A 25,010-nucleotide genomic window follows, 5' to 3' on the forward strand; every position below is an offset into this window, starting at 1 on the left:
TCAAAGGTATCTTCTTATAGCCGATATCTCAATACATTTCCCTGTGTTTTCATCTATTTTTGCAACAACGCCCTCCAGTCCCGGTTCCGATTCTTCTGGCTCAAAACCAACGGGCATCTGGGTTAAAAATCTGCGTATAAAAAGCTCTTTTTTAACACCAATAACACCCCCAAGCCCTCCGGTCATCCCAGCATCGGTGATGTAACCTGTTCCTCCGGGTAGTATCCTGGCATCTGAAGTCTGAACATGAGTATGCGTCCCAACCACTATAGAAACTCTTCCATCCAGATAATGAGCAAGGCTCACCTTTTCGGAGGTTGCCTCAGCGTGAAAATCAAGAATAACTATTTTTTCTCTGTGTTGTTTCAAAAAATCATCAGCCACTCTAAAGGGGCAATCGTACGGTTCCATAAATACCCTACCAAGGAGGTTGAAAACAAGCAATTTATAGCCTTTAACCTCAAAAAGTCCATAGCCTCGTCCTGGTGTCCCCGGCGGGTAGTTTAGTGGCCTTATAACCCAATCCGTAGACTCAACAAAGGGAATTCCCTCCCTTCTGTCCCAGATATGATTACCACCAGTGAGAACATCAACCCCCGCTCTCTTTACTTCTAAAGCCGATTTTTCGGTTATTCCAATTCCACCTGCAAGATTTTCACCGTTCGCAATAACAAAATCTACCTTAAATTCTTCCTTGAGTTTTGGAAGAAGGTTCTTAACAACATCACGCCCTTGACTGCCAACGATATCACCGATAAACAAAATTGTAATCATCGCGCATACTCCACTGCCCGAGTTTCCCTGATCACCACTACTTTAATCTGCCCAGGAAATTCAACCTCTCCCTCGATTCTTTGTGCAACCTGCCTTGCTATATCGAAGGCCTCTGTATCGGAAACCTTTTGGGCCTCCACAATGATTCTTATTTCCCTTCCAGCCTGCAATGCATATGCCTTTTCAACCCCTGGAAAACTTAATGCAATCTGTTCCAACTTTTCAATCCTCTTCAAGTAAGCTTCGATACTCTCTCTTCTGGCACCCGGTCTTGAACCGGAGATCGCGTCAGCTGCCTGTACAATAACTGCAATAGGGCTTTTAGGAGATTCTTCACCGTGATGGGAAGCTATGGCATTCACTACGAGGTCGTTCTCACCAAGCCTCTTTGCAATTTGAGCACCAATCAATGCATGAGGACCTTCAAAGCTCTCGTCGGCTGTCTTTCCAATATCGTGAAGAAGCCCGGCCCTTCGTGCATATTGAACCGAAAGTCCTAATTCACTGGCCATAATACCTGCTATATAAGCAACTTCCATAGAATGCTGCAAGAGATTCTGGCCATAGCTCGTTCTGAATTTCATCTTTCCAATCTGTTTTAATAGTTCTGGGTGGAATCCGGAAAGCCCAAGCTCTAATGTGGCATCTTCACCAATCTTTTTTAAATGCTCTTCAAACTCTGCCTCCACCTGAGCGTAAATTTCCTCAATCCTTGCCGGGTGTATTCTTCCATCCTGTATTAACTTTTCGAGGGTGAGTCTTGCCTTCTCCCTCCTTATGGGGTCAAAGGAAGACAAGATAACAGCCTCTGGCGTATCGTCGATTATTACCTCAACTCCTGTAATTGACTCAAAGGTCTTTATATTTCTACCTTCCCTACCAATGATTCTACCTTTCAAATCATCAGAAGGAATGGGGACAATACTTGTCGTACTTTCCTGAGTAACCACAGTGGCAACTCGCTGAATTGCGTGAAGGACTAACTCCTTTGCTTCCTTTTCTGCTTTTTCCTTTGCCTCTTCTCTTATCTTGTACATTAACTGGGCTGCTTCATATCTTACCTGTTGCTCCAAACTTTTAAGAAGTTCCTGTTTTGCTTCCTCTCTTGTAAGCCTTGCAATCTCCTCCAGCTTTCTCGCCGCCTCTTCATTGAGCTTGTCCAGTCTTTCTTCCTTCGCCTGAATAGCCTTTTCCCTCTCTTTGAGCTCACTTTCCAGCTGTTTAAGTGCAATTTCTCTTCTTGTTAATTGTTCGGCTTTTTTGTCGATAGCCTGTTCCTTTTCGATCAACCTTTTAGAAGTTTTCTCCAGTTCTTTTTTAGCCTCAAAGGCTTCTTTCTCAAACTTCTTTCTTTCCTTCATCCAGTATTCTTTTGCCTGGTTTTCAGCCTCTCTCTTAATCTCTTCAGCTTCCTTCTGGGCCTTTTCAATTATACCCTCAGCTGTACCAAGGGCTTCCTCCAACTTCTTCTTATAAATCCCTTTAAAGTAGGCAAAACCAAACCCAAAACCGACCAAAATTCCTACAATTCCGAAAATTATTCCCATCATTGTTCTTCCTCCCTCTGAAAGATCTTTATACCTTTTATTTTATCTGGCAGGTAATCCTGCTTCACTCCTCGATTTTTACCGTATGGGTATACGTATCCCATGCCTCTGCCAAGCCTTTTGGCTCCCTGATAGTGGGAATCCATTAGATGGAGGGGGACAGGCAATTTTCCTGTTTCTTCTACAATTTCCCTTGCCTTTGCAAGGGTTCTTATAACAGCGTTAGATTTCTTAGCCAACGCCAAATATAAAACTGCAAAGGTTAAAATAATATCCCCTTCTGGTCTTCCCACCATCTCAAAACCCTCTTTACAGGCGCTCACAACCCTTATTGCCTCTGGATCCTCAAGCCCGATATCTTCACAGGCATGAACAAATAACCTTCTAATAATATAAAGAGGGTCCTCCCCCTGTTCTAACAATCTAACCAGCCAATATACCGCCGCATCGGGGTCTGAACCCCTTATGGATTTGATAAGGGCGGAGATCATATCATAATGCTCATCCTCAGTGAGGGTGTAAGCCCTGTGAGGCATAATTTCCTGAATAAGCTCCATATCTATTTGGAATAATCTCTGATTTATTGCCACGAGTAAAGCAGTTTCCAAAATGTTAAGGGCTCTGCGAGCATCGCCATCGGCCATCTGCGAAATTCTCAAAAGAACATTCTCGGCTGTCTCAATTCTATACTCCTCAAAAATTAAGCTACTGGCACGCTTTAAAATCTCCAAAATTTCCTCTTCACTTAGTGGCTTAAATTCAAAGAGCATTGATCTGGATAAGAGAGCAGAAGAAATTGCAAAGTAAGGATTATGAGTGGTGGATGCAATTAAAATAAGACTTCCATCCTCTGTAAAAGGCAAGAAAAACTCCTGGTGAAGCCTGTTTAGTCTGTGGATTTCATCTAAATATAAAACTGCAGGCTTTCCAGTTGCCTTATAGTATCCAGTAAGGTGATCGACAAGATTCTTGATTTCGGAAGGCTTTATTTTTGCTGCATTAACTTCTTCAAATTTTGTCTTGACAAAATTGGCAACTATCCTGGCTAAGGCTGTCTTGCCACATCCAGGAGGTCCAAAAAAAATGGAACTCTTTAGCCTTCCATTTTCAATGAGGACCCTGAGGGGTTTACCATTCCCCACCAGGTGCTCCTGTCCAACAAACTCCTCCAGTGTCTGTGGCGCAAGCCTAACGGAAAGTGGCAAAAAATCCTTATTCTTATTTTCAAAAATCTCAAACTGCAAAGATTTACACCTCCTTTAGTATAATTATGCATTCTGAGGCCCTCCAAGTTTCGCATCTATTCTGTGGATGTTAAACTTTACGCTTTCGATCAGCTTATCGCTATCTTTCTTAAGGATGAGGTACCGATATGCAACATCAAAAATCACATTCACCAGCACAGTAGCCCAATCGATGTCAAGCCTCATCCTTGAGAGTCTTTCTTCCTCTTCCTTAAATCTGCTCTCAACGAAATTAACAACCTCGTCTAAAATGGCCTCATCTTCCTTATCACAAAAAATTTCAAATTCCATATTTTTAAATCTAATTTGCCTCTTGCCACGAACGTTGCTAAACAAATCAGGCATTACCTAAGCACCTCTATTTTGCTTTTTAAATTATGCAACCTGTTTTCAATTTTTTCCAGCCTCGCAATTATTTCTTTTATCACTTCGTCTTTTTCCGATGAGAGCTTTTCAAGGTGATTAACCCTTTCAAGAAGTTCACTAATTTTTTTAGTGAGTTCTTCACTAAGGTCAGGCATTCAACCCCCTGATTTCGTAGCCTTTTTCTATCAAAAGAGAGGTGAGATTATTGAACTTTATGTCCACTTCCTCTTGCGTCAAAGTCCTATCCTTTGAGCGCAAAATAAATCGCAAAGTTACACTCTTCTTACCCACTGGAATGGGGTTTCCCTCAAAGATGTCAAGGACTCTGAACTCTTCAAGCAATTCGCCGAAGATATCTTTTGCAACTTCAAGGATTTCCTTTATAGATTCATTAACTCTCAGGACCACTGAAATATCCCTACTGGTTGAAGGATAGGCAGGAAGGCCAGAGTATTTGGGCTCCTTCGGAGTCAGTTTTGAAAGGTCCAGCTGCATCACAAAAACGGGCACCTTGATGTCAAACATCTTCTTCACTCTTGCTGAGACTTCACCCACGTATCCAATTACATCGTCACCCTTCAAAACTACGCCACCAGAAGAAAGACCCTGAAACCTCAAATCTCTCTGTTCTAAAACAAGATTTTCTGAAAAAACGCCCTTTAAAGACTCAAACCCAACGAGGAGATCGTAAATATCCACTTCCCTCTCTGGTCTATCCCAAGTCTTTGGAATTTTACCTGCTACGCAAAGGCCAACCTTCATCACTTCCTCAGGGAGCTCATCCTTCCCTCGCCAGAAGAAAACTTTACCAACCTCAAAGATTTTTAAATACTCCACACCTCTTCTTAAATTCAGGGAGGCCACTTTTAAAAGCCCAGGTATAAGCGAAGTTCTTAAAACTGAAAGTTCGCTGTGGATTGGGTTCTGAATCCTCACAAAAAATTCTTCCCGTTCTCCCAAAGCTATAAGCTCATCTGGGGAAACAAATTCAATGTTTTTAACCTCTGTAAAGCCGCTTAGAATAAGATTCGCCTTTACCACTCTATCAAGGATTTTTTGCTTCTTCCCGGTAAACTCGCCACAGCTCTCCGCATTGGGTTTGACCCGGTCGTATCCATAAATTTTAAGAACCTCTTCTGCTATATCTTCCCACACTTCGATGTCCCTGCGCCTCGATGGCACTGATATCACGAGATGGTCTTCTTTCTTATGAACGGCAAAACCAAGCCTTTCAACTATCCGCTTCACTTCTTCCGGGTTTAATACTTCACCGACTATCCTATTAAGGTCTTTAAAGTAGAGGGTAATTTTTTTCTGTTCAAAAGTTTTGCCCTGAACCAAGTTAATTTTACAAACCTCTCCCCCCGCAATCTCCTTGACCAAATAGGCGACACGCTTTGACGCAACTTCTGGTATTCCAGGGTCTCCACCTCTCTCAAAGCGCCTCGATGATTCCGTCGTAATACCAAGCATCTGAACAGCCTTTCTGATCCTTACTCTATCAAAATATGCGCTTTCAATGATGATCTCCCTTGTATCCTCAGTAACACTGGCCTCTTCCCCACCAATTATACCAGCAATAGCTATTGGTACCTCTGCATCGGCAATCACTAACACCTCGGGATTTAGCTCTCTCACTGCCCCATCAAGGCAGAGAATTTTTTCACCTTCCTTAGCCCTTCTCACAACAATCCTTTCCTTGACCTTATTAAGATCGAAGGCGTGAATGGGCTGACCGAGTTCAAACATCACATAATTGGTGATGTCGACAATATTGTTTATAGGCCTTTGCCCCAGTAAACTCAGCTTTCTTTGCAACTCGAAGGGTGACTGGCCAACTTTCACATTTTTGACAATCCTCGCTGAATAAACTGGGCATCCATCTGGATCTAACACTTCGACAGCAAAAACTTCGTTACAGTCCTCTTCAACACCAAATTTGTGCCAGTGAATTTGATTACCCGTATGGGCCGATATCTCATGAGCCAATCCAATGATTCCAAGGAGATCAGGTCTATTAGGGAAAATGTAAAGGTCGTACAACCAATCCTTTAATCCCAGGTACTCTATAGGAGAAACACCAATGGGAAAATCTTCGGGTAGTTCAAACACACCCTCTGAATCAATCTCAAATCCCATTTCTTCGAGGGATAATAAATTGCCCTGGGAGACAATACCTTTAATCTCCCTTTCTTTTATTGCGTTCCCCTTCACTACTGCACCGGGCAAAGCCACAACAACTTTCAGCCCTTTCCTAACATTTGGTGCAGTTGAAACTACGTCAATCTTTTTATCACCTATGGAGACTTTAAGATGCCGATATCCTGGTGCATCCTTTATTTCCGAGACCTCTTCAATAACACCACTGTATAAGTATCCATCAAGCCCTTCGCCTATATACCTAAACTCCTCCACCTCAATCCCCATGTAAGGGAAGAGGTCTCTTAACTCGTAGGGTGAAAGTTTTAAATCCGGAAGATACTCTTTTAAGATATTGTAAGTAACTCTCATATCTGCCTCAAAAATCTGATGTCGTTATCACTAAATAGTCTAATATCGTCAATACCGTATTTTATCATCGCTATCCTCTCAATTCCCAGTCCGAAGGCAAAACCGGACCACTCCTCCGGAGATAACCCAACATTCTTAAGAACCTGCGGATGTACCATCCCGCATCCAAAGATTTCAAGCCACCGATCACCAAATTTTACATGGCCCTCTGCCGATGGCTCTGTAAAGGGGAAATAGGATGGCATAAGCCGGAATTCAGCCTTTTCTCCAAAAATTTCTTTGACGAGCTTTTCCAGTGTACCTCTCAATTCTGCAAAACTAACATTTTTATTTACATAAAGTCCCTCCATTTGATGGAAGCAAGGAGCATGGGTAGCATCGAAGGCATCAAAACGATAAACCCTACCCACATGGACAACCCTCAGAGGCGGCTTCCTTTTAAGCATAGTCCTTATCTGAACAGGAGAAGTTTGAGTTCTTAGAAGCATTTTATCGGTTATAAAGAAGGTAGCCTGCATTTCCCTCGAGGGGTGATAGGGAGGGATATTCAGACACTCAAAATTGTAATAATCCCATTCCACATCAGGGGCATCGTAGGCACTAACCTCCTCAAAGCCAAGACCTGCCATTATTTCCATTAGCTCTTCCATAACCTTCGTAAGGGGATGGAGATTGCCGACTTCTATTTGCCGAGGAGGGATTAGGAGGTCCCACTCCCTTCCTGAAGAAGAGGATAAATCGTCTTTCTTTTCTCTAATTAAGCTCTCGTATTTTTCTTTTAGTTCATTTACTAATTTTCCAACAACCTTGCGATCTTCGGGAGAAAGGCTCGAGAGCTTTTTAATAAAATCTTGTAAAAGCCCCTTCTTACCAAAATACTTAACTCTGAAGGATTCTAAATCCTGGAGGGACGAAACCTTCGCCCAATCTTTCTCTAACTCGTCCTTCAGTGCATATATTTCATCAAGAATTGACATGGGCCTTTGCTATTTTAGCCAGTTCACTGAAAGCCGTGGGGTTGTTTACCGCAAGTTCCGCAAGGATCTTTCTGTTTATTGCCACATTGGCCTTCTTCAGACCGGAAATGAGCTTGGAGTAGTTTAAACCTTCTTCACGGGCAGCGGCATTGATTCTAATTATCCAGAGCTTTCTCATGTCGCGCTTTTTAAGTCTCCGGTGGGCGTAGGAATATTGCAAAGACCTCAAAACTGCTTCGTTAGCTTTCTTAAAAGTCGAATGTTTTTGACCGTAATAACCTTTCGCTAATTCGCGAATTTTCTTATGCCTTCTTCTTCTAACAATTCCCGTTTTAACTCTCATAAGCTCCTCCTCAATGTAAGTTTGCAAATTATAATAGAAGAATGACGACCAGTCAAAAATAAAACAAAAAACAGGTAGTGAAATAATCTATTCGACATGCGAAATATTGACAAAACCTTTGCTAAAAAGTATAATAAAGTTGAGGAGGTGAATCATGAAGATTTCTAAAAGGTTGGTTGCGGGTGTAATAGTGATGGGGCTCTTCTTTCTGACATCCTGTAAAAAGCAGGATATTCAGAAAGACGAAACGGCGGCATTCCTCACATCGTTAAACAACACGGGAACTGAGCTTACTACGAGTCCTGCCTTTAACGTACTCAATGATTTTAACTCTAAAAATCCTCCAATTGGTTTTGGTGGAAAAAGGGTGATAAAATTCAACGGACATGAATACAATCTTCCACTGAAAATTGAAGCAAAAGGGGTAAAGGGCGGCATTGAGGACCTTTACGGAACCTGGGAATGGCAGGACACCACCGGCTGGGTCCACGTTGATCCCAACAACCCACAAAATGGAATTCAATTCCGGTGGACATTTTACGATACAACCTTTACAGCTCACCAGGCAGCCGTATTAATCGATTCAATTGAGATTTATGTCATAGGATCTGACACACTGCCACAGAAGGTCCATATAGCCCTGTACCTTGACGATACAAAGATCGCGGACTTAAGCATAAACCTTCAGTATAACACCAACGAACAAATTACTTACCTAAAAGTAGTGTTCACCGTTACCAACGAATTTCAGATCGGTGTGGAGGCCAAAAACCTCCAGTATGATCAGGATGGCAGCTTAATTGCACTACAGCTTCACCTCTGGATTATCGATTATAAAAATCACAACTTCCGCAGGGATATTACCTTAACTGTGAGGAGCGACGACTCTGGCAGTATAGTCTATACCGATTCAGACGATTGGAAACTAATTATGAACGTTTCAGCAGCTACTCAAGTAGTAGAGAATTCGATAACTTATGAAAAAAGAACCGTTACTGGAGAAATTACCAAAGATGGTCGCCATGCAGCAGATATCACGGGTACGATCTGGGATCCCCAAGATGAAAATCATCAGACAGAGATTTACGTAATCTTCAGTGACGGAAGCAGGGAGCCTATCACAAATTACATAACGATCTTCCAATCAAAATAAAAGATTAGTTGAAAATGAAGGCGCCGGGGCGAGGTCGCCCTGGCGCTTTTTTTTTATTTAAAACAACATCAGTAACCTCTTAAAACACTAAGATAATCTCTACCCAAAAAAGGTGCAAAAAGGGCATAAGGAACGACATCCTCCCTCACATTCGATTTTAACCACAGGGAAACTTCCTTGTATATCCTAAACATCTCCTGAATCTGGTCACTTCGAATTTTCTTAGAAAACTCAAAGAGATCTTCCTTTAAGTCAGCGTTTATAACGAGCTCATGTATCCCATTTTTAATCAGAAAGAGATCTCTTGCAACGCTCCCATAAAATTCGACGATGTCACCCACATATCCACTCAATCCATTCTCCTCACCGAGCTCCTGACTGAGGTATGCCTCGCAGGTGTCATTAAAACTCTTCAGGTTAAATTCTGAAAGGGACTTCAATAATTGCAAGCGAAATTCCAAGAAATTGGTTGCAATATACCTCTTTGCAATCCCGATAGAACCTGACGTTATCCTGTACAATAATGCCGCTGAGAAATTTATGTCAACCGATTCGAAATACTCATTAAAGTCTCGAAAGGACAGATAATCGAATTTTATCTTTCTTGCCCTTGAGTGTATCGTAGGTCGGATTTTTTCAGGTCGATTTACCACAAAAATAATCACCGTTTTAGGGTAAGGTTCCTCAAGGGTTTTAAGAAAGGCGTTTTGCGCATACTGGTTTAAATTTTCACCATTAGCTACAATGACAAATCTGTACCTTCCGCTATAAGGCCTCTCCCTCCATAGCTCTTTTTCTACTTCCCTTATCTCGTCTATTTTTATCTGCTTTAAGGGGCTGTAAAAGAGCCTCAACTCCCCATACTTTAGAGCTCCGGCCCACTTATCGGGATTCATATCGGGCATTAGCAAAAATAAGTCTGGATGCTGTAAGTGGCCTATCTGGATACATTGAGGGCACCTTCCACAAGGATATTCTTCTTTACTCTCACAATTGACTGCTTTTGCAACCTCCAGGGCGGTGGTTAATTTACCAACACCTTCAGGACCATAAAATTCAAGAAAAATGGAATCAACTTCTTCCTTTCTCAAAAGCTCAACGATAGGCGTAAGTGCTTCTTTGGCCCTATTTTGACCATGTATTTTACCCAAATTCACGCTCATTTTACCTCCACATATTCCTTTAGTTTTTGAAGCTTCTTATCACCGATTCCCTTAATCTCCTTGAGCTCTTCAATACTCTTAAACTTTTCTCGTTGCCTGCGTTCCAGTATAAGCGAAGCAGTTTTGGGTCCAATACCAGGAACTTTGACCAATTCTTCAAAACTCGCGCTGTTAATATTCAATTTACCTTTTGGAATTTTATCGTTTCCAACTTCCACTGCTGGCACTTCTTCCGAAACTTCAATTGCGGAATCCTTTAAATTTCTCAAGCCTGCTTCTTCTTTCTTATTTAATACAACGCCACCCACCAACATTGATACCCCAATGAGCAGAAGGCCAATTCTTTCTTCCTTTGTAAACCACATTAGAAATTAAAATTAACGTTGATCGAAAAATTCGTATTTGAATTGTAACGTTTACTGAGATTATCGATATACTTCCTGTAACCAAAGCCAATAGTTCCAGTGATATCCCGTGTGATGGAATAGGTGGCATTAAGATCGAAGCTCATATTAGTCTGGTCCCTCAGCTTTGTCTCTTTCCCTCCAATCACGCTGGCCTGAATTCCTCTTGACCAGGTAAAATTACCACCCAACTGGAGCGAACTGGCGAGCTTCCACTGAATCCCTTTAACAGGGAGCTTAATAACCTTACCCTGAGAAACGGAGTAAGTCGGACTTAGAGTAAGCCTGTTGTCGATGTTCTTTGTGGTTCTTTCTCCGAAACGAAAATCGGTACTTTTCTGCTCCGTCCTTGTAAAGTTGAAACTTAGACCTAAACCATTCTTAAACAAAAGATTCATAGACGGCGTTAAAGTAGTTGATATAGCCTTGTTGTCAGGTAATTTCCCAAAATCACCGGACTCTTGCTCATTCCTCTGGTAATTGAAGCTAAGAGTCCAGTTATTTAGAAATTTTTTAAGATACTTATTATCAATCCTCACGTTGGAAACCGAGAGCCTCGGCCATGTTGCATTTTTCGTATATCTTTTGCTGATATAAACCAAGTTTGTCGAATTATTAAAGGATCCTCCTAAATTCACGGAAGCCATCAGGAAACGGAACCCCCAATCTACGCTGTATTGCCTTGTGAAAGAATTTGAGAACCTTTCCCTTTGCCCAAGGTCTTCAATCGCCTTTCTATCGAAACCAAAACGGAACTTCCAACCTGGGCGGCTTGAAACCATATATAGTCCATAGTTATCAGAAATGCTATAACTAAACCTGATGGGCTGTAAATTGGTCGAAAAATCTCTAACCCTTTTGTTTAAAGGGCTCTGGACATGTTTTCCAGTCGAATCTGTTAAATCCTTGAAAAGAAGATCCGACATCTTCGTTAGTAAATTAGTAAGGTTAAAATTCAGGTTAAGTCCCGCATTGGTGGAACTTGCTATGTTAGCCTTTAAAATGGAGTCTATGGTTTGGAAACTCCTATCCTTACTCTCCCTGTAATTCGTACCAAAATTGAAGGAGGGATCTAATATGGAGAACAATGTAAACCTCAGCGAGCTATTGAATCCCTCGCTGTAGTTTATCTCCACTTTTCTCTGCAAATCCCTTGTTTTACCAAGATCATATCTTAAATTCAAGAAAGAGAAGGGATTATAGCTAACGGAATGCGATTGGTCAAAGGTCTGAGAAGAATCCTTCTGGGTGATATTGCTAAATAGGTCCTTATAGAAGGATTTTCCTTCAGAAATACTGCCAGAAAAACTATAATCTGGCAGTGGGTTTATCATCAACTTACCCTTTCTTATGGTCCATGGGATTGAGATTCCGTGTCTGAAACTTAAACTCCTTGAAAAGCCGTTCCTTATGTTTCTTGGGCCGACAGTGGTGTCAGAGTTAATAAAGCCTGATAAACCAAAGGGTTCCAGTAAGTATTTCACGAATAGATTTCTGGAGCCACGAGACTTCGAAAAATTAAAGGATGTGCGCCTTATAGAGGAGGTGGATTTTTGTTCAATCTGCTGAGTCTTATTTAGAATGAGGTCTGAATAGGCTCCGTATAAAGGTAGAGACAAGGAGTAATTCTTTGAGTGAAGAAGACTGAGATTAATTCCCCATTTTTGTGGTAAAATTTGACCAAAATCGGCACTTATGTTATAAGAAGTTAACTGATCGTTACTCTTTGTACCTGTTCCCTGCAAGGGTTTAAAATTGCTTTGCATTTTAGTAAAGGAGAAATTGGTACTCAAAAAGCTTGCCAGTCTAAAATCAACGCTGAACTGTCCCGCCGTTGCCCTGTCTGTCCTGGGATTACCAACTCTGAACTCATCGATCCAAACTTCTCCACTGATCCTATTTGTTGACTCATTTAATACACCAAAGGAGATGCTTTGTATTTGAGTAAAGGAAGGATTCCCTTTTATTACGACATTTCCGATCACATGTGGGCCTGGTGTTGAAATGGAATCCCTCAAGAATTTCTTTATCTGAGTCAGGGAATCGATATAAAAGATTACCTCCTGCCAGTCAGGGCTTGTAACTTTGTATCTATACTCATAGTAATTTAAACTATCGCCCAATCTTACATAGACCGTTGGATAAGGTGTTGATGTACCAGGGGCGGGCCTTACAAAAAACCTTACCGTTCTATAATCCATAAAGTTCATCGGGCTTGGCTTAATCTGAGTTGCATGGGCAAAGTGTTTAGGACCAAGATTCTCATACTTCAAACCGAGAGAATTTTCCTGCTCGAGTCTTCCCGTGATCAGGTCTCTCTCCAGTTCGATACCCGGGGGCGATGTATAATTGGGGTCGTCATTATGACCAACGGACCTTATAAAGATATTTTCATCGGAAGCTACAGGATGCGAAGAATCTGAAGTCATCACGGGGGATTTAACATACCTGTTACCTTGAAACTTCATCTGGGCAATTATAATCGTATCAGGTTCTGCAATATTATCAAACCAGATTCTCACAAATCTCACATAACCCCAGTTGGGATTACCAAACTTTTTAGCATAAGCAGTATCCTTTAGGGGAATCAAAAAGGTTCTAAAACCCTCGGAATTCTCACCAACGAATATATCGGGTGATGGATTTTCAAGGTCGATTACGAATTCGTAATAGTTGTTGTCTAAAGATAACTTCCCATCAACAAGCAATTCTTCCGTGTCAAGCCTTCCATTACCTTCAGTCCCGTTAATCCTTGAGTAATCCCTCACCCCTGAACTTTTGGGATTGTAATAATCATCGTTTCCATCATCCGAAGAGCTCGAAGTCCACAAACTATCGGCCCCGCTAACACCATCAAGCCCTGTATCTTCGCCCTGGTCGAGCACTCCATTTCCGTTTTTATCCTCGGTAGAAATTACATAGGGGTTATAACTCTTTATTCTCCCTGCCTTATCTCTCCATACAGCATTCTCCGAAATATCAGGCCCAACATCTACGATTAACTTGCCTCTTCTTCCCTTTACAATGATGTTGAGAAACTCATAATTTGAAAAATCCTGCCCATAACTGCTCAACAAGCTTGAAATGGAGAGATAAGAAGGTACACCCGGTGCCTTTGGATAAAGTTCCAGATAAAAAACAAGTTGTGGCAGGTCCTTTTCTTCAGAAGGGATATTAGAGTAAATCTGACCCCTCTTGTACATATCGTAAACTCCTGCCCATACTATTTTCCGACCGAGGTAAAAGGTATCCTTTTCCTGAGATTGAGATACAAGAGGAATAGACCCAATTTTCCAGTCAAAAATGGAAAAGGAGACATTTATCTCGTCCTTGGAATTTTCCATGTCATCAATATAGGCAAAATTCTTAGTGTTGGGATTAGGGTAGGACCTTGCTATCTCTCCTTGAATTCTAAGAGTTGAAGGCGACTGAGTTTTATTGAAACTGATTCTATTAAACCAATCCGTTAAAAATGGCAATTTTGTATCCAAAACAGCATCAAACTCACCCACAACGCTCCTTGTAGGCTCACTTCCGATAGATGGTCTCTTAAGAGGAGAAGATTCGGACCTGCCCATGAAACTACCACCAACTTTAAAATCAGAAGCTAAAGGAAGTTCAAACCTGGTACCCCAGAGGGATTTATCCTTTATACTAAAAAGCGGAGCGTAATCGAAAGACACATCTATCCTGGCATTTGGGTCTCTTAAGATGTTTTCATCGTTTATAATGATCTTGCCCAAATTGTAGTCAATCGTATAATCTTTCCCCCTCTCTAAGACCCTGCCGTTGTATCTTACCACTTCGCTGTTTTCGAGGATGTTACTCTGGTTCAAATAAATCTCACGGGACATCTGCCTCTTAACAACTTTTATCACATACTTGGTCCCTTCGTTATAGGAAAGCCTCGTTTTCCTGTAAATCAAAGAATCAGGGCTGCTTAGTGAATCATAGATAAAAGGTCTTGGCATGGGAAAAATTAGAATCCCCTTATTCAAGTCCAAAATATCTACAGTGCGCTCACCAACCTGCCTTACCAAATCCACCTTCCCATCGTTGTTTTCATCTATTCCGAGTATATTGATGTAACTTCGCCCATTCTCTCCCCATACGATTACACCTGAAGAGTCCCTTCCGATTTGAATATCAATATTTTCAGGGGAGATGTAAGAAGCCCTTAAGTCATAAATATTCACAAGCATCATGTTCCACAGCTGGGCCTTCAAAGTATCAGATCTCGTAAAAAGGGAATCTAAGTAGAGAGGATAAGTTGAAGGTTTTACAAGCCTCAAGCTATCCAACATTGTATCTGCCATTATTCCTACGCGCCTTCCCGAAGCTGTTACATAGGATACAGCGACAACATAGTTTTCGCCTGCTTTTGTAGCAAGTTCAAGAATCTTTGAATCTGGATAATAAATAAAATCTACACTCGATGTAAGGGCTTTAAAGTTACCATACTCTTTAAGGGCGGTGTCGGGAGAATATGTTCCCGTTTGAGTATTAAATCCATAATAATAGGCAAACCCTGGGATAGTCTTTCCAGGTTGTATCCCCCTTTGCTCATCGACAAACACTTGAATTGATACTATAGACTCGGCCTCAGGAATATAGAAAAATCTAAATTTTTCGAAATCTTTTCCGTAAAGTAGAAGGCTATCCTGGACCGCACCTCTTGAAAGGGTCGTAGTCTGGCTCTCACCCTTTTCTCTGGTAGCAATAGCCTGCACTTTCACAGGTCCAAACTGGAATTGAGAGTTAAAGCCAAAAAGTCCTTCCTTTGTCTGACCGGGGAAACTGGCAAAACGGGTGGATGGCAAACTCACCCTTGTGTCACCAAGTTCAATGAGTTTAACAACATCATCTTCCTCACCCTGGAATCTTACAACCACTTTGTTCTTTGTCTCATCCTGTCTCTCTGAGTCGTGGTCGATATTTATACTCAACTTACTTCCGATGGTTGCATTTAAATTGAGCCTCAACTGCTGCTCAAGCTGGGGATTAAAGTAGCTTGATGTCCTTACACCAAGATAACTTAAGGGATCATGAGTCGTATTTTTCTCAAATCTAAGATTTACCGATTGAGTACCATCTATATCAACTTTTGCACCTTCCTTTCCCAGAAAGGAAAAAGAGGGGGGCATATAGACAGGAATCTGAATAGTTGGGATTACGCCTCTGCCAAGGGAGCTTCTTGATGTATTCTCGGAAATTTCGCTCTGCTTTTCAAGCAGGCCTAAGTAAATAATTTCTCTCGATTTTAAAAGCTTGAACCGATCGTAGGGTATCACGGAGTCCACAACTATCTCATCAGAGCCCTTATACTTGCCAAAATAGACTAAGTTTTCATCAACAAAAACACTTTCGGCAACCCCGTAGCTATTTTTGAGGTACAAATACAAAGGATCGTCAAACTGCCCATAGGAAAGGATCAATTGTAGGGCTAAAATAATTGAGTTCATCGGATAATCTTAACAATAAAGCCGTGGATTTTCAAAGCATATCCTTTTATTGTAAATAATTTTCTCTCACGTAATCCAATGCATCTTCCTTTGAACGGACTTTTCCTTCAGCAACCAAATCGTCAATTTCAGCAAGAATTTTTCTAAAAATAGGACCAGGTTTGAGTCCAAGTGCTATCAAATCATCCCCCGTAATTAATCTTCCCTGTGTAACTTTCGCCTTTTCCTCAAGGACTTTATAGATTTTTTGTCGAAATTCATGGTACGGAAGAATACCCTCTCCCCTTGGAGGGGACGCAAGGGCATCAGCAACTGCCATATCAAGAAGCGGAAAGGCCAGTTCCTCCATCCGCCTTAAGTAGCGATTTACTGCCCTTTCTGTAAGAACCTGTTGAGCCGCAAGTAGGTGTGGATACATATGATGTTTGACAAGCTTTTTTAAAATGTTTCTCTCTTTCTTTGAAAGTCTCAATCTTTCGGCAATACCCTCGACTATTTCTGCGCCGATGCGATCATGCCCATAAAAATGGGTATTGCCCTCTTCATCAAAACTGATTGTTTGAGGCTTCCCAACATCGTGAAGCAAAACGGCAAGTTTATAAATCCATACAAGTTCCTGCTCATACTCTGTGCCCTTTTCTGCTAAAAGTCTTTCAAAATTTGTCAGGGCGTTTATTGTATGATAAAGAAGATTTTGCTCATTGTAGTACCTCTGGGATGTATGCTTCATTGGGGAAAGTTCGGGAAAGAGTGAAAAAAGGACGCCATCATCCGCCATTAGGTTTATAGTCCGCGCAGAATCCCTCGTAGATAGAATAACAAAAAGCTCATATCTTATGCGCTCACCGGCAATCAGTTTAAAAGATACAAGGGGAGAGAGTTCCTTTAAGTAAAAACGGGTGTTAGATTCAATTTCAAAACCGAGAACCGCATTAAACCTATAGGCTCTTAGAATTCTCAAAGGGTCTTCAACTAAGTTAATAGGACTAATAATTCTTATTACTTTTTGTTCGACATCCCTTCTGCCCCCAGTTGGGTCGATAATATTGCCACGCCTTAAGTCGAGGGCCATCGCATTGACAGTAAAATCTCGCCTTTTTAAATCCTCATATATATCCTCTCCTTTTATAGAGGTAATGTCGAGCCAAAGATCCTCCTTAATAACAACCCTGTATTCCTGATCTTCCTCCGAAAGGGGAAAAAGGGTCGAGTCGGGGTATTTCTTTTTATAAAACCTCAAAAATTGGTTTAAATTCCCTTCCACTACAAGGTCGTAGTCGGTGACTCTCCTTCCGAGCATTAAATCCCTTAAAGACCCACCTACCAAATAGATCTGAAAGCTCTCCAGTATCTCTTCATCAATAGTAGGGACCTTTACGGCAAACTCCATCCTAACCTCCGAATCGTATCCACCACAATGGAAACGGCATCATCCCTTCCCGCCACTATATTGCCCGACTTCAAATAATCCGTTCCCCCGGAAAAATCTCTCACTACCCCTCCAGCTTCTTTGACGATCAAGGATCCAGCAGCTATATCCCAGATGGAAAGTCCATATTCATAAAAAACGGAAAAAATGCCCTCCGCAACGTAACAAAGGTCAAGGGCTGCTGAACCGAGCCTCCTAACATCTGAAAACTGAAAATATAGCCTCTTAAAGACCTCGTTTAAAAAATCAAATCGGGATTTTTCCCTAAAGGGAAAGGCAGTGGCAAAGAGGGTTCTCTCCAAGGGCAAATTGCGGTTGACTTCGATTTTTTTACCGTTTTTAAATGCTCCTCCGCCCCTTGTTGCATAAAAAAGTTCATTTTTTACGGGATTATAAACAACACCCACAATGGGTTCGCCGTCGTAAAGAAGGGCACAGGAAATTGCAAAAATACCTATGCCCGAGAGAAAGTTTTTTGTTCCGTCTAAGGGATCGATCACCCACAGAAACCTTCCAGTTTTCTCATTATTTCCAAGCTCTTCTCCAAGAAATTGATGATCTGGAAATTCCTTCAAAATTCGATCCCTTATCATCTTTTCCGTTTCTCTATCAACAAAAGAGACAAGGTCATTTGCTTTCTTTTCCTCGGCTTGAATATCCTGAACCTTTCCGAAATTTTCCTTCAGAAAATCACCGGCCTCAATCACAGTCTTCAAAGCAGCCTGTAGATATTCTTCCATAGCTCTCCCACGTCTTTAAAGATAAAATCGGGGTTAACTTTTTTAATCTCATCTTCACTTTTGTGAACACCTGTAAGAACGAGCACAGTCACCATACCCATTTTTTTGCCGAGGGCAATATCAGTATCCAGTCTATCACCTACAATAGCCGTTTCCGCAAGGGATGTCCCGAGCCTTTTAACAGCATACCTGATTATGTACTCCATAGGTTTCCCAAGAACAATGGGTTCAATACCTACCACCGTAGTAATTGCGTTAACGATGGCACCAGCACCGGGCAGAAGTCCCTCCGGGGTCGGAAAAGAGGAATCCCGATTGCAAGCAATGAAAATAGCGCCTTTTTGAATTGCTAAAACCGCCTCTTTCAGCTTTTCATAATTTACCTTTCTGTCAAGGCCTACAATAACAAATTCCGCACCCTTATGATTTTCAACTATATTCCAGCCGAGGCTTTCAAGCTCCTTCAATATTCCGTCTTCCCCAACAACATAGGCATTGTGGGGGCCAGGATAGTATTCCCTCAAATAATCACCCAAAGTGTTTGCTGAGGTGTATATCTTAGAAGGAGGCACCCGAATTCCCATTTCTTCTAACTTCTTTGCGACTTGTTCTGGGGTTCTCGTGGAATTGTTGGTTAACAGCAAAAAGGGAGTACCCCTTGTATCCAAAAAATCAATAAGCTCTTTAGAACCCTCTATAAGCACATTGTCGAGATAAAGAGTACCATCAAGGTCAATTAAAAATCCCTTTACCATTTTAGTAAAATTGCCCCGTAAATAAATCCCGCACCAAAGGAAACAAGAAGAACCCTTTGGCCCCTCTTCAAAAGCCCCCTTTCATCCATTTCCGCAAGGGCGATGGGAATCGAAGCGGCACTGGTATTACCTGTCTTATCAATATTTACATACACCTTATCCCATGGAATCCCGAGCCTTTCCCTGGTGGCGTCAATTATCCTTATATTAGCTTGATGTGGAACGAGCCAGTCGATATCCGTAGCCGTTAAGCCTGCCCTTTCCAGAACCTTCTCAGCGGCTTCCTGCATCCCTGTAACAGCGTACTTGAAAACCTCCCTCCCCTGCATCTTTATGTAATGTTCCCTCATCCTCACCGTTTCTTCAGAGGCGGGTTTTCTTGCAGCCCCTGCAGGGAGCTTTAGTAATTCATGAACTTCACCATTTCCCTTTAGATAAGAAGCCAGTACATCGCTTTCAGAATCATCCTTAGTTACTATTGCGGCTCCTGCACCGTCACCGAAAAGGACACAGGTATTTCTATCGGTAAAATCCACAAGGCGAGAAAGGGTCTCTGCCCCGACAATCAAAATGTATCTATAATTGGGAAGTGAAAGTAATCCTCGTGCAATTTCGAGGGCGTAAACAAACCCTGGACACGCTGCCTCTATGTCAAAGCACATGGCATTCTTAGCACCGAGCTTGGCTTGCAAGATACAGGCTGTTGCAGGGAAAAGGTAATCAGGAGAAGCGGTAGCAACAATTATTCCGTCGATCTGTTCAGGAGTAATACCAGCTTTTTCAATAGCCCTTAGGCTTGCATTATAGGCTAAGTCTGATGTGGCCTCTTCAGGTGCAGCAATATGCCTTTCTTTAATACCCGTCCTCTCTACAATCCATTCGTCTGAGGTTTCCACCATTCTTTCAAGGTCTTCATTGGTAAGAATTCTTGCGGGTAAATAAGACCCTATACCTAAAATCCTGACTCCCACCTTACACCTCCAAAAAAAAGATTTACAGATTTAAAGGCAACAATTGGCCAAAAACCAATGTCGTGAAAAATTTTACAGTAATGCTTATGTACATTCCCAGAAAGGGGAAACCAAGGGTTGAGAGAATGATCAAAATCAATAGAACGTAATAACCATATTGCCTCATAAAGGTTTTAAATCCACCCGGGGGTAAAAAATATTCCAGCACATGCCACCCATCGAGAGGGGGAAGGGGAATTAAATTAAAAAAGGCCAAAGCAGCACTAATCACCACAAAGTTTACGATCATAGCGCCGAGAGTCGAATAAAATAAGAACTTATAAGCGAATACCCTTAGAAGAAAACCCACAATAAAGGCAGAGACAAGATTTGACAATGGTCCAGCCAGTGAGACAAACACCACATCTCTTTTGGGATTCCTCAAATTGTAGGGATCTATGGGAACCGGCTTGGCCCAACCAAAATGTAAAAAGAGGAGAGCAACGAATCCCACAGGATCAATATGGGCAAGGGGATTCAGGGTAAGCCTACCTCTCAACCGAGGCGTTGGATCACCCAGTTTATAGGCGACATATCCATGAAAATATTCATGGATTGTTAACGCCAGAAGAATACCAGGTAAAACAAGAAGAAAATCAATCCACTTCATACCCACCTCATCCATATATAGATTAAGGAAAGAAGGATGCCCAAAACTGCCCCCACAAAAACTTCTAAAGGTGAGTGGCCAAGAAACTCCTTCAATTTTTCTCTGCCTAGGGTCATATTGCGTCCCATCTCTTCTATAATAATATTTAAAAGTTCAGCATGTTCTCCAGCTGCCCTTCTAATACCTGCAGCATCATACATAATGATCAAACTAAAATATAAGGTTATTCCAAAAATGGGAGAATCAAATCCAAAACGCTTTCCGGTAATTATTGATAAACATGAGACAGCTGCAGAATGGGCACTGGGCATTCCACCTGTACTTAAAAGCCAGGAAAAGGCCAGTCTCTTTTCCTTGATGCTATACAATGCAAATTTTACCAGTTGAGCAGTAAAGCCTGTCAAAAGGGGAAGAAGCCAAAAGGGATTGGAAAAAATCTGCTTTAAAATCAACTATTTCCTCCTGTAAAGAAAGTAATCTGCAAGTTCTTTTAAAAGTTCGCTTTTTTCCCCCAGAAGTTGATCAGCATCCGTTTTGATTTCTTTCACAAGATTTCTTGCAATCTCATAGGACCTCTCAAGTCCTAAAACCGAAGGATATGTGCACTTCCCCCTTTCCCTGTCTTTCTTTGCCTTTTTGCCAAGTTCTTCATCTTCCGCCGTTTCATCGAGGATATCATCTACAATTTGAAAGAGTAATCCCAGTTTCCTCCCAACTAATCTGAACCCTACCACTACTTGTTCACTGGCACCCGCTCCAATGGCTCCAATAACCAATGAAGATTCAATAAACCTCGCAGTTTTTCTTAAATGAATATTTTCCACAAGTCTCTTTGTGTGAACCTTTCCTTCCGCTCTTATATCAAGAACCTGCCCCCCAATGACTCCGTCGACTCCCAAAGCATCAACAAGTTCACTTAACATTCTAACTTTGACCTCTGCAGGAAGAGGGCCTTTCAAAAACAAGCCAATGGCTTCTATGAAAAGAGCATCACCAGCAAGGATCGCCATTGCCTCACCGTACACCTTGTGATTAGTTGGCTTACCGCGACGGAAATCATCATTATCCATAGCAGGTAAGTCGTCATGAATAAGGGTAAAAGTATGGATCATCTCAAGGGCACAGGCCTGAGGTAGAATTTCATCTACATTTTCGCCACCTCCCAACTCATAGCCAAGGATACAAAGGACGGGACGAAGCCGTTTACCTCCAGCAAAAAGGGAATACCTCATAGATTCCCTTAAGAGTGGAATACCTTTCGCATCTTGAGGAAAAAATTCCTCCATTTTTTTGTTTACAAGCTCACTCTTTTCCTCAATATATTTCAAAATTTCCACTTCTCCTCCTAAAATAGGTTATCAAGGAGTGTCATAATCACAAAACCAACCATAAAAGAAAAGGTTGCGACCTTTTCAGAACCTTGAGTATGTGATTCGGGAATCATTTCATCACTTACTACATATACCATTGCGCCTGAAGCAAAGGCCATAAGGTATGGCAAAAGTTTTGAAAATAGGATTCCAAGAGAAACCCCAAAGAAACCCGCAACAGGTTCAACCATACCAGTCAGAAAAGAAATAAATATTGCCCTGCTCTTACTTAAACCAAGACTGAATAATGGCAAAGCAACAGCAGCTCCTTCAGGAATGTTTTGCAAGCCAATTGCCACTGCAAGAGAAATCGCAGCAGGTGTAATACCCTTAGCAAAAGAGACCCCAACGGCCATTCCTTCAGGAAAATTATGAATAACCATTGTTAAAAGGATAAGTGACACCATTTTAAGTTTTGATGCAGGTCCTTCCAGACCTTTAATAAAATGTTCATGGGGTACAACAGAATCCACAAAATCGACAAAAACGGCACCGAATAGAAAGGTGAAGAGAACCAGTATTAGGTTACCAGTTTCGAGAGCTGGAATAAGAAGGCTAAAAATGGAGGCTGAAAACATTATCCCACCGGAAAGGCCGAGAAACAAGGGCATACTTTTGGATCCAAATTTAATCCTGAAAAGGAGCAAAAGAGCACCGATGGTAGTAGCAAGCCCCGCAAAGAGTGATGCCAGGAAGCCACTTAAAATCTTATTCACCCTGAGTTTCCAGACCCGATAGTTTCCTTAAGTGATTTAGAACCTCTTCATCGTCAGGTTTAATCTCTAAAGCCTTCAAGAAATATTCCCTGGCGAGTTCTTCATTGTTAATCATTTCCTGAAAAACACCCATCCCTTTGTAGTACATCAACTTTTCCTCTTCTGATTTCACTTGATTGGTTTCGACGCGCCTTAGAAGTTCGTTTATGCATTTTTCAGCAAAGTCAAAGTTGCTCTCAAAAAGAGCCTCTTTGAAATATTCAAAGAGTTCTTCATTTGAATAACCCGATATTTGCTCTTTACTCGATTTCTTTGGACACATACTCTCTAAACTTTTCAATGTTTTCACGAGTTCCTATTACAATGAGCCTATCCGTTCTTTCAATTTCAAAACTTGCGTCAGGCAAAACGTATGTAACAGTCTTCGAGGAGAGGCCTATTTTAGCCGCACTTTCAGCTTTTGCACCATCCTCCAACACGATAGGCTCATTTCTCTCAACAGCTAACACATATACACCAAATTTTTTCTTTATCTCGAGTTCACCTAAGGACTTCTTCTGGAAATCCCTCGGCACATCTATAGCAGAAACCATAAAATTCTTTCTCTTGAGTAGGTCCGCAAGCTCGATGGTTCCCAGCATTATGCTTAGAGCCAGTCTCTCTGCAGACTGCTTTTCAGGTTGGATTACCTTAGCTACACCAAGTCTGGACAAGATCCTGGCATGTACTTCGTTGGAGGCCTTTGCATAAACGTTTTTGATCTTCCTATCCTGCAAAATTTGTGCAGTTAAGATAGATGCAGAAATCTCAGAGATACAAAGAAAAACATAATCAAAGTCTTCTAAATTGAGCTGGGTCAAAGCATCCTCATCGGTACTATCAAGAATCACAGCCTGCGAAACTTTGTCTTCTATACCTCTTATTTTATTCTCATCTTTATCAACCACAACGACGGTATGATTTTCTCGCATAAAAACTTCCGCCAGCGATTTACCAAACCTTCCCGCCCCGATAATTAATATATTCATTTCGTATCACCCCACTATGTATCGGTCCTCAGGAAATCCTATTTCGACCTTAGCCCTTTCAATCATATAGGTGGCAACAGAAAACACCCCAACCTTACCTACTATCATGAGTAAAATTATAATCCACTTAGAAAGAACATTAAAATCAGCAGAAAGGCTTACATAACTAAAAATCCGGGAACCCGTCGAAAGGCCCACCGTTCCGAAGGCGGACACAACTTCAAAAGCAATCTCTAAAGGAGAATGAAGAGAAAGCGCTCTTTTATCAAAAGATATAATAATTAAATAGCTCAGAAACAAATAGGTAGCTGAAAGGATTAGGATTAGTATTGCCTTCTCTACCGCAACATCGGAAATCCTCCTTTTGAATAAATAGACATTTTTGTAGCCCTTCAAGTAATGAAAAATCCAGAGGAAAGCAAGGGCAAAGGTATTAGTTTTAACACCCCCCGCTGTCCCTCCAGGGCTACCACCTATGTACATTAAAAGCATAATGATACTGAGGGTTGCCGGTGTCAAAAGGGAGAAATCAACGGTATTGAACCCGCAAGTTCTCGGTGTAACTGATTGAAATAGTGAGGCAAGAATTTTTTCAGAAGTGGTGAACTGTCTGAAGCTGTTATTAAACTCAAAAAGCAAGATTAGAACAAATCCTGCAACAATAAGGATAAACGTCCACGTAAGAACCGCCTTAGTATGAGTGGAAAATCGGAATATTTTCCTCGATGGTTCCTCTGAGGAAGGCCTCTTTGAAGCGGATTTAAAGACGGATCTCATCTTGATAAACTCTGCAATTTCATTCAAAACGTAGAATCCAAGTCCACCGAGCATAATCAAAAGGATAACAACAATGTTAACAAAGGGGTCGCCTCTAAAAGACATTAAAGAATCTGAAAAGGTTGAAAAACCTGCATTACAAAAGGCTGAAATCGCCTGGAAAACAGCATGCTGGAAGGCAAGATGAGGCGGAAAATACTTTGAAAATGCTAAAAAAAGAAGAGCTATTCCAGCCGACTCAATTAAAAATGTGTATAGCACTACCCTTCTTGCAAAGAAAAAGGCAAAACCGGGTTTTAGTTCTGGGAAACCCTGGGCAATCATCTCGGGAAATATTAAACTTCTTCTCAGTCGGTGAAGGAAAATTCCAGCAAGGGTCATATACCCAATCCCACCAAGCTGAATCAGCGTAAGTATGACAACCTTTCCAAATAAGGTAAAAAACACGGGTGTATCTTTCACAATTAAACCAGTAACACATATAGCAGAAGTAGCCGTGAAGAATGCATCGGTAAAGTTCAAGGGTCCTCTTCTTGAGACAGGCAAAAGCAAGAGTAAAGCGCCAAAAAGTATTGCTGAAAAATATCCTGCAATTACAAGGAGGAAAGCTCGTCGTTCCATAAAATTTAGC

Annotated in this window: 23 protein-coding genes; 1 reads left to right on the top strand and 22 read right to left on the bottom strand. The window is 41.5% G+C overall.

Annotated elements, in window-relative coordinates:
- From ABIM45_06065 to rplT, 8 genes are read right to left on the bottom strand one after another with little or no spacing between them, the layout of a single operon-like run.
- Positions 1-771 carry a TIGR00282 family metallophosphoesterase gene (locus ABIM45_06065; GenBank protein ID MEO0239469.1) on the bottom strand — a complete coding sequence of 257 codons (771 nt, stop codon included), beginning with the start codon at positions 769-771 and terminating at the stop codon, positions 1-3.
- Complete coding sequence (gene rny / locus ABIM45_06070; protein ID MEO0239470.1) at positions 771-2,324, bottom strand: ribonuclease Y; 1,554 nt, start codon at positions 2,322-2,324, stop codon at positions 771-773. Before rny ends, ABIM45_06065 begins: the two co-directional genes overlap by 1 nt.
- Positions 2,321-3,565 carry a replication-associated recombination protein A gene (locus tag ABIM45_06075; protein MEO0239471.1) on the bottom strand — a complete coding sequence of 415 codons (1,245 nt, stop codon included), beginning with the start codon at positions 3,563-3,565 and terminating at the stop codon, positions 2,321-2,323. The genes rny and ABIM45_06075 overlap by 4 nt, the downstream gene beginning before the upstream one ends.
- Before the next feature lie 24 nt (positions 3,566-3,589).
- Positions 3,590-3,910, bottom strand: a complete 321-nt coding sequence (gene zapA, locus ABIM45_06080; protein MEO0239472.1) for a cell division protein ZapA — start codon at positions 3,908-3,910, stop codon at positions 3,590-3,592.
- Positions 3,910-4,086 (bottom strand): hypothetical protein, encoded by a 177-nt coding sequence (locus ABIM45_06085; protein MEO0239473.1) that lies wholly within the window; start codon positions 4,084-4,086, stop codon positions 3,910-3,912. The genes zapA and ABIM45_06085 overlap by 1 nt, the downstream gene beginning before the upstream one ends.
- A complete protein-coding gene (gene pheT / locus ABIM45_06090) occupies positions 4,079-6,442 on the bottom strand; it encodes a phenylalanine--tRNA ligase subunit beta (GenBank protein ID MEO0239474.1) in 2,364 nt (787 codons plus the stop codon). Before pheT ends, ABIM45_06085 begins: the two co-directional genes overlap by 8 nt.
- Positions 6,439-7,419: a phenylalanine--tRNA ligase subunit alpha gene (gene pheS / locus ABIM45_06095; GenBank protein MEO0239475.1), complete on the bottom strand. Its 981-nt coding sequence runs from the start codon at positions 7,417-7,419 to the stop codon at positions 6,439-6,441. The genes pheT and pheS overlap by 4 nt, the downstream gene beginning before the upstream one ends.
- Positions 7,406-7,762 (bottom strand): 50S ribosomal protein L20, encoded by a 357-nt coding sequence (gene rplT / locus ABIM45_06100; GenBank protein ID MEO0239476.1) that lies wholly within the window; start codon positions 7,760-7,762, stop codon positions 7,406-7,408. Before rplT ends, pheS begins: the two co-directional genes overlap by 14 nt.
- A 154-nt stretch (positions 7,763-7,916) precedes the next feature.
- On the opposite strand from rplT, the gene ABIM45_06105 reads away from it, so the two are divergent.
- Positions 7,917-8,915, top strand: coding sequence for a hypothetical protein (locus tag ABIM45_06105; protein MEO0239477.1), 999 nt, complete (start codon positions 7,917-7,919; stop codon positions 8,913-8,915).
- Between the two features lie 68 nt (positions 8,916-8,983).
- Here the strand turns inward: ABIM45_06105 and ABIM45_06110 are convergent, their stop codons facing one another.
- Genes ABIM45_06110 through ABIM45_06175 form a run of 14 tightly spaced genes read right to left on the bottom strand, consistent with a single transcriptional unit; the run spans position 8,984 to position 25,000 of the window.
- The gene (locus tag ABIM45_06110) at positions 8,984-10,078 is read right to left on the bottom strand and encodes a hypothetical protein (protein ID MEO0239478.1); all 1,095 of its coding nucleotides are present in this window, start codon (positions 10,076-10,078) and stop codon (positions 8,984-8,986) included.
- Positions 10,075-10,443 (bottom strand): helix-hairpin-helix domain-containing protein, encoded by a 369-nt coding sequence (locus ABIM45_06115; GenBank protein ID MEO0239479.1) that lies wholly within the window; start codon positions 10,441-10,443, stop codon positions 10,075-10,077. The genes ABIM45_06110 and ABIM45_06115 overlap by 4 nt, the downstream gene beginning before the upstream one ends.
- A complete protein-coding gene (locus ABIM45_06120) occupies positions 10,443-15,944 on the bottom strand; it encodes a hypothetical protein (GenBank protein MEO0239480.1) in 5,502 nt (1,833 codons plus the stop codon). Before ABIM45_06120 ends, ABIM45_06115 begins: the two co-directional genes overlap by 1 nt.
- Positions 15,945-15,990: 46 nt before the next feature.
- The gene (locus tag ABIM45_06125) at positions 15,991-17,334 is read right to left on the bottom strand and encodes an HD domain-containing protein (GenBank protein ID MEO0239481.1); all 1,344 of its coding nucleotides are present in this window, start codon (positions 17,332-17,334) and stop codon (positions 15,991-15,993) included.
- Positions 17,319-18,113 carry an inositol monophosphatase family protein gene (locus tag ABIM45_06130; protein MEO0239482.1) on the bottom strand — a complete coding sequence of 265 codons (795 nt, stop codon included), beginning with the start codon at positions 18,111-18,113 and terminating at the stop codon, positions 17,319-17,321. Before ABIM45_06130 ends, ABIM45_06125 begins: the two co-directional genes overlap by 16 nt.
- On the bottom strand, positions 18,086-18,868 hold the full coding sequence (locus ABIM45_06135) for an HAD-IIA family hydrolase (protein MEO0239483.1): 783 nt from the start codon (positions 18,866-18,868) through the stop codon (positions 18,086-18,088). Before ABIM45_06135 ends, ABIM45_06130 begins: the two co-directional genes overlap by 28 nt.
- A complete protein-coding gene (locus ABIM45_06140) occupies positions 18,862-19,839 on the bottom strand; it encodes a beta-ketoacyl-ACP synthase III (protein ID MEO0239484.1) in 978 nt (325 codons plus the stop codon). The genes ABIM45_06135 and ABIM45_06140 overlap by 7 nt, the downstream gene beginning before the upstream one ends.
- A 22-nt stretch (positions 19,840-19,861) precedes the next feature.
- On the bottom strand, positions 19,862-20,488 hold the full coding sequence (locus ABIM45_06145) for a site-2 protease family protein (GenBank protein MEO0239485.1): 627 nt from the start codon (positions 20,486-20,488) through the stop codon (positions 19,862-19,864).
- A complete protein-coding gene (locus tag ABIM45_06150; protein MEO0239486.1) occupies positions 20,485-20,940 on the bottom strand; it encodes a divergent PAP2 family protein in 456 nt (151 codons plus the stop codon). The genes ABIM45_06145 and ABIM45_06150 overlap by 4 nt, the downstream gene beginning before the upstream one ends.
- Entirely contained in the window at positions 20,941-21,825 is an 885-nt protein-coding gene (locus tag ABIM45_06155) for a polyprenyl synthetase family protein (protein ID MEO0239487.1), read from the bottom strand.
- Between the two features lie 8 nt (positions 21,826-21,833).
- Complete coding sequence (locus ABIM45_06160) at positions 21,834-22,574, bottom strand: ZIP family metal transporter (GenBank protein MEO0239488.1); 741 nt, start codon at positions 22,572-22,574, stop codon at positions 21,834-21,836.
- Positions 22,567-22,896 carry a hypothetical protein gene (locus tag ABIM45_06165; protein ID MEO0239489.1) on the bottom strand — a complete coding sequence of 110 codons (330 nt, stop codon included), beginning with the start codon at positions 22,894-22,896 and terminating at the stop codon, positions 22,567-22,569. The genes ABIM45_06160 and ABIM45_06165 overlap by 8 nt, the downstream gene beginning before the upstream one ends.
- A complete protein-coding gene (locus ABIM45_06170) occupies positions 22,874-23,602 on the bottom strand; it encodes a TrkA family potassium uptake protein (GenBank protein MEO0239490.1) in 729 nt (242 codons plus the stop codon). The genes ABIM45_06165 and ABIM45_06170 overlap by 23 nt, the downstream gene beginning before the upstream one ends.
- Positions 23,603-23,608: 6 nt before the next feature.
- Positions 23,609-25,000, bottom strand: a complete 1,392-nt coding sequence (locus ABIM45_06175; protein ID MEO0239491.1) for a potassium transporter TrkG — start codon at positions 24,998-25,000, stop codon at positions 23,609-23,611.
- Positions 25,001-25,010: the final 10 nt, after the last annotated feature.

Source organism: candidate division WOR-3 bacterium (assembly GCA_039803545.1).
Classification (GTDB): Bacteria; Hydrothermota; Hydrothermia; order UBA1063; family UBA1063; genus UBA1063.

Bases quoted from the DNA above. Each gene is read 5' to 3' on its own strand.
- ABIM45_06085 (MEO0239473.1), bottom strand. From the start codon at position 4,086: ATGCCTGACCTTAGTGAAGAACTCACTAAAAAAATTAGTGAACTTCTT.
- ABIM45_06115 (MEO0239479.1), bottom strand. From the start codon at position 10,443: ATGTGGTTTACAAAGGAAGAAAGAATTGGCCTTCTGCTCATTGGGGTA.
- rny (MEO0239470.1), bottom strand. From the start codon at position 2,324: ATGATGGGAATAATTTTCGGAATTGTAGGAATTTTGGTCGGTTTTGGG.
- zapA (MEO0239472.1), bottom strand. From the start codon at position 3,910: ATGCCTGATTTGTTTAGCAACGTTCGTGGCAAGAGGCAAATTAGATTT.
- ABIM45_06105 (MEO0239477.1), top strand. From the start codon at position 7,917: ATGAAGATTTCTAAAAGGTTGGTTGCGGGTGTAATAGTGATGGGGCTC.
- ABIM45_06110 (MEO0239478.1), bottom strand. From the start codon at position 10,078: ATGAGCGTGAATTTGGGTAAAATACATGGTCAAAATAGGGCCAAAGAA.
- ABIM45_06175 (MEO0239491.1), bottom strand. From the start codon at position 25,000: ATGGAACGACGAGCTTTCCTCCTTGTAATTGCAGGATATTTTTCAGCA.
- ABIM45_06135 (MEO0239483.1), bottom strand. From the start codon at position 18,868: ATGGTAAAGGGATTTTTAATTGACCTTGATGGTACTCTTTATCTCGAC.
- ABIM45_06170 (MEO0239490.1), bottom strand. From the start codon at position 23,602: ATGAATATATTAATTATCGGGGCGGGAAGGTTTGGTAAATCGCTGGCG.
- ABIM45_06125 (MEO0239481.1), bottom strand. From the start codon at position 17,334: ATGGAGTTTGCCGTAAAGGTCCCTACTATTGATGAAGAGATACTGGAG.
- pheS (MEO0239475.1), bottom strand. From the start codon at position 7,419: ATGTCAATTCTTGATGAAATATATGCACTGAAGGACGAGTTAGAGAAA.
- ABIM45_06130 (MEO0239482.1), bottom strand. From the start codon at position 18,113: ATGGAAGAATATCTACAGGCTGCTTTGAAGACTGTGATTGAGGCCGGT.
- ABIM45_06145 (MEO0239485.1), bottom strand. From the start codon at position 20,488: ATGAAGTGGATTGATTTTCTTCTTGTTTTACCTGGTATTCTTCTGGCG.
- rplT (MEO0239476.1), bottom strand. From the start codon at position 7,762: ATGAGAGTTAAAACGGGAATTGTTAGAAGAAGAAGGCATAAGAAAATT.
- ABIM45_06120 (MEO0239480.1), bottom strand. From the start codon at position 15,944: ATGAACTCAATTATTTTAGCCCTACAATTGATCCTTTCCTATGGGCAG.
- pheT (MEO0239474.1), bottom strand. From the start codon at position 6,442: ATGAGAGTTACTTACAATATCTTAAAAGAGTATCTTCCGGATTTAAAA.
- ABIM45_06165 (MEO0239489.1), bottom strand. From the start codon at position 22,896: ATGTGTCCAAAGAAATCGAGTAAAGAGCAAATATCGGGTTATTCAAAT.